3 protein-coding genes and 3 pseudogenes are annotated in these 4,588 nt (G+C 67.9%); 4 read left to right on the top strand and 2 right to left on the bottom strand.

Annotated elements, in window-relative coordinates:
* Positions 1-791: pseudogene (locus tag ACRDUX_RS15015) on the top strand (glycoside hydrolase); the annotation flags it as partial.
* 293 nt (positions 792-1,084) lie between these two features.
* On the opposite strand, the pseudogene ACRDUX_RS15010 reads toward ACRDUX_RS15015, so the two are convergent.
* Positions 1,085-1,891, bottom strand: a pseudogene (locus ACRDUX_RS15010) (glycosyltransferase 87 family protein); the annotation flags it as partial.
* 165 nt (positions 1,892-2,056) lie between these two features.
* Between ACRDUX_RS15010 and ACRDUX_RS15005 the strand changes: the two are divergent.
* Positions 2,057-2,308: a hypothetical protein gene (locus tag ACRDUX_RS15005; protein WP_526414815.1), complete on the top strand. Its 252-nt coding sequence runs from the start codon at positions 2,057-2,059 to the stop codon at positions 2,306-2,308.
* Between the two features lie 4 nt (positions 2,309-2,312).
* On the opposite strand, the gene ACRDUX_RS15000 is transcribed toward ACRDUX_RS15005, so the two are convergent.
* Positions 2,313-2,957, bottom strand: coding sequence for a VTT domain-containing protein (locus ACRDUX_RS15000; protein WP_526414814.1), 645 nt, complete (start codon positions 2,955-2,957; stop codon positions 2,313-2,315).
* Positions 2,958-3,063: 106 nt separating this feature from the next.
* On the opposite strand from ACRDUX_RS15000, the gene ACRDUX_RS14995 reads away from it, so the two are divergent.
* Together ACRDUX_RS14995 and ACRDUX_RS14990 are read left to right on the top strand one after the other, a co-directional pair.
* Complete coding sequence (locus ACRDUX_RS14995) at positions 3,064-4,341, top strand: competence/damage-inducible protein A (RefSeq protein ID WP_526414813.1); 1,278 nt, start codon at positions 3,064-3,066, stop codon at positions 4,339-4,341.
* Between the two features lie 6 nt (positions 4,342-4,347).
* Positions 4,348-4,588, top strand: a pseudogene (locus tag ACRDUX_RS14990) (LPS biosynthesis choline kinase); the annotation flags it as partial.

The raw sequence follows: 4,588 nt of genomic DNA, 5'->3' as shown, positions 1-4,588 counted from the left end.
TCTACTGGATGCTCAACAACCACTGGCCGTCGTTCTTCGGCAACATCTTCGACTACTTCCTGCGGCCGGGCGGCGCCTACTTCGGCGCCAAGAAGGGGCTACGTCCGATCTCGGCGGTCTTCGACTCCTACGCGACGGGGGATCACAGCCAGGCAAGGGTCACCCTGGTGAACCAGACCCCGAACGACGTCACCAACCTGCGGACTCGGGTGCGCGTGTACGACCTGCAGGGCAGGCTGCGCGACGACCAGACCAGTGAAGACCTCGCCGTGCCGTCGGGGGGCGCCACGCTGGCCATGACACTGCCCAGGCAGGCGCGGGACTCGCGGGTGTTCTTCGTCCGCTGCGAGGTGCTCGACTCCGCGGGCCAGGTCGTTGCCAACAACGTCTACTGGCAATCGCAACGCAATGACGACGTCGGAAATCCCGACGGCGACTTCGCCTTCGACCTGCACCAGGACAGCTGGGCCGACATGACCCCTCTGAACTCCCTGCCGAAGGCGCCCCTGGAGGTGTCCGCGCACCGGTCGACGAACGGCGAGGGCCAGGATGCCGTGACGATCCAACTGCACAACGCGGGCAAGCAGATCGCGTTCTTCGAACGGGCCGAGGTGACCTCGGGCAGGGACGGCGACGAGATCCTGCCCATCGAATACGACGATAACTACGTGACGGTCTTCCCCGGCGAGACGGTCGAACTGCGCGCATCGGTGCTCAGTCGCTCCGCGTCGGCCGACTGGGTGCGCGTCACCGGGTACAACACGTTGCCCGTGCTGGTGCCCGTCTCGTAGCGGCGGCTTCGGAACAGATTCCCCGCAGTACAGACCAGCACTCCCGCGAAGGCCACCAGATACGCCGTCGGGATCAGCACGTCCCACGTCCCGCCCAGGCGGAACGCCAACAGGCCCGTCTCTGGCGTATCGCCCTTCGCCGACACCACCCACCCGGCGAACGTCGCCCACAGCACCCACAGCGCCACCAGCGACCACCTGCTGCCGAGGACGTAGGCGCGGTGACCGAGATGGACCAGTAGCGGGGCGACCCACACCCAATGGTGGCTCCAGCTGAACGGTGACAACGCCGCCGACGACATCCCCACGATGGCCAGGCCCAGGACGTGCCGACCGCGCCGCCACGCCAGCACCGCGATCGTCAGCGCGACGACGGCAAGGAGCGCGGTCGCGACGATCGTCGGGGCGCCGACGACGTGCAGGCGGACGAACAAACCCTTCAGGCTGGTGTTGGCCACCGGGTCACTGGTGATCCTGGCGACGTCGTGGAAACCACCGCGCAGCCAGAAGTAGCCCGAATCCCTCGGCAAGACCGCGAACCCGATCACGACGGTGGCGGCGAACGTCAGCGACGCCACCACCGCGGGCCGCCGTCTGCCGAGGAGGATGAGGTAGACGATGAACAGTGCGGGCGTGAGTTTGATGCCCGCGACGATGCCGATGCCGACGCCCGCCCACTTGCGCTTGTCCGAACCGAGCAGGTCGGCGACCACGACGGCGAGGATGACGAGGTTGACCTGCCCCAGCTGCAGCGACAGCCGCACCGGTTCCAGCCACAGGACGAGCCCGACGAGCAGCGCACCAAGACTCCAGAGCGCCGCCGCCCCGGCCACCCCGAGCCGGGTCAGCATGTGTCGGACCGCGTAGAGCACCAACGCGACGTTGACCACCAGCCCGAGGACCTGTGCCATCACCGGTGAGACGAACGTCAGCGGAAGCGAGCACAGCGCGGCGAAGGGGGTGTAGTCGAACAGCAGCGTGTGCGGGTTCCCCGTCAACCCGATCGAGTACACGTCCTGTCCGCTCAGCGCCCGCAGCGCCCCGAACCGGTACACCAGCAGATCTACCTGACCAGCGAGACTGGGCCACCGCACGTACATGCCCGCATAAGCGACGAGTGCCAGGACCAAGACGGCAGGCCCGTACGAGCGGACCCAAGCGTTCGCCTTCATGGACATCACAGCGAAGCTACGGCTACCCCCTGGACGGTTCCTGAAAACCGGGGCGGCTCAACACGCGGGATCTCCTACCGGAAGGATGGGCCCATGAGCCCCATCCGAGAGGAGACAGCGGTGACCACCACGAATCAACGGTCGGAACTCGCAGAGACCACGGCAGCGGCCGGCTGGAACCGCAGGGTGGACGAGCGCGTCGACATTTACCTGCGCGGCCAGACCCGGGTGCGCGTGATCTGGCAGGGCGATGATGCGATCAGTGGCGGGTCCCGCTACCAGGACGACATCCTCGAGACGTACTCGCGGGATCTCGCGACGGTGAAGGGCTGGCTTGCCAGGTGATCCGCTAGGTGCGCCGTCGCGCGAGAGCCGCGCGGAGCACCGATGCCGCCACCGGCACCGTCGAGAGCACGGCGATGAGAACGACCATCAGTTCGAGGTGCGCGCCGACGAATGACACGTTGCCGAGGTGGAATCCCACCACCGTGAGTCCGACGCCCCACGCCACCGCGCCCAGCACGTCGTACGCCAGGAACACGGGGTAGCGCATCCCCGACGCGCCCGCGATGACGGGGGTGAACGTCCGCACCACGCCGACGAAGTGTCCGATCACGACCGTCTTGCGGCCATGTCGGGAGAAGAAGGCGTGCGACGAGGTCAGGTAGTCCCGCTTGAAGAAGCGCGCGTCCTCACTGAACAGCGCGGGGCCAAGCCGCCAGCCGATCAGGTAGCCGGTCTGGCCGCCCAGGACCGCCGCGAGCGCGGCGCACGGCGCGAGCGTCCAGATCCCCACGGGGGCGTCCGATTGCGCCGCAAGCAGACCAGCCGTGAACAGCAGGGTGTCACCGGGGAGGAACGGGATCAGCAGTCCCGTCTCGACGAACACGACCAGCATGACGGCGGGAAGCACCGCGGAGCCGAACGGGCCGCCGTCCCCGAGCCAATACATCGGGTCCATCACGGCAGGCAAGGCCACCACGGTGGTCGTCACGGCCGCCGAACGTAGTCGGTCGACGTGGCCAACCGCTGAACTGCGCGCGACATCCGGCGAGACGCCACGACACCCGAACCCGGCGGGCGTCGTAGTGTCATACCCCGTGAGCGCACGCGCGGGCATCGTCGTCACCGGAACCGAAGTCCTCACCGGACGCGTCCAGGACCGCAACGGTCCGTGGCTTGCCGATCGATTGCTCGAGCTCGGGGTTGAGCTTGCGCACATCACGATCTGCGGTGACAGGCCGTCGGACATCGAGGCCCAGCTCAGGTTCCTGGCAGGCGAAGGCGTCGACCTCATCGTCACCAGTGGCGGGCTCGGGCCCACCGCCGACGACATGACCGTCGCGACCGTGGCGCGCTTCTGCGGCCGGGAGCTGGTCCTGGATTCGGCACTGGAGAACACCATCGCCGACATCCTCAAGCGGCTGATGCAGCGCCGCGAGGGCGTTGACTTCGATGCCGTGATGGCGGCCAATCGCAAGCAGGCCATGGTCCCGGTCGGTGCTGAGATCCTCGGCCCCGTTGGTACGGCGCCCGGCGTCGTCGTGCCGGGCAAACCGACGGTCGTGGTGTTGCCGGGACCGCCGCGCGAGCTCCAACCGATGTGGGACAAGGCGATCGGCTCCGCCGCCGTGCTCGAGGCGATCGCAGGCCGTACCGAGTACGTGCAGGACACCATCAGGATGTTCGGGCTACCCGAATCCGGCCTCGCCGAGACCCTTCGCGATGGCGAGGTCGGCATCACCGAATTCGACCGCCTGGAGATCACCACCTGTCTGCGGCGCGGCGAGTTGGAGATCGTGACGCGCTACGAGCCCGACGCCGCGCCGGTGTACACCAAGCTCGTCTCGTTGCTGCGCGAGCGCCACGGCGGCCAGATCTTCTCAGAAGACGGTTCGCTGGTCGACGACCAGGTCGCGGAGCTGTTGGCAGGCCGGACCATCGCAACGGCCGAATCGTGCACTGCCGGAATGGTCGCCGCGCGGCTCACCGACCGGGCCGGATCGTCGGCCTACGTCGCGGGCGGCGTGGTGAGCTACTCCAACGAGGCAAAGATCGAACTGCTCGGGGTGGACCCTCGGCTGCTCGCCGAGCACGGGGCGGTGTCCGAACCCGTCGCCGAGGCCATGGCGGCAGGTGCGTTGCAACGCTTCGGCGCCGACACCGCGGTGGCGATCACGGGCATCGCCGGACCCGGGGGAGGCAGCCCCGACAAGCCGGTGGGGACGGTGTGCTTCAGCGTGCGGCTCGCCGACGGCCCGACGATCACCCGCACGCTTCTGCTGCCGGGCAACCGATCCGACATCCGGGAGCGGTCGACCACCGTCGCGATGCACCTGCTGAGGCGAATCCTGAGCCCTTCCGGCGAAGCCGACTGACACGCGATGTCCTTCTCGCTCAACGGTGCTCAACTCGACGCGCTTCTGGAGCAATTGCCAGTGCTGGCGGGAAGGCCGCGTCGGCTCGAGGACCTTCCTGGTGGGCTGACCAACCGCAACGTCAAGATCACCACGTCCGATGCGGTCTACGTGGCGCGATGCTCGGACACGTCGTCGAACCTGCTCGGCATCGACCGCGACAACGAATACTTCAACTCCCGAGCCGCCGAGCGGGCCGGCGTCGGGG

This window comes from Mycobacterium sp., assembly GCF_050701675.1.
Classification (GTDB): Bacteria; Actinomycetota; Actinomycetes; order Mycobacteriales; family Mycobacteriaceae; genus Mycobacterium.
Note: the sequence above shows the minus strand (reverse complement) of the source record. Positions and strands in the feature narration are given on the sequence as shown.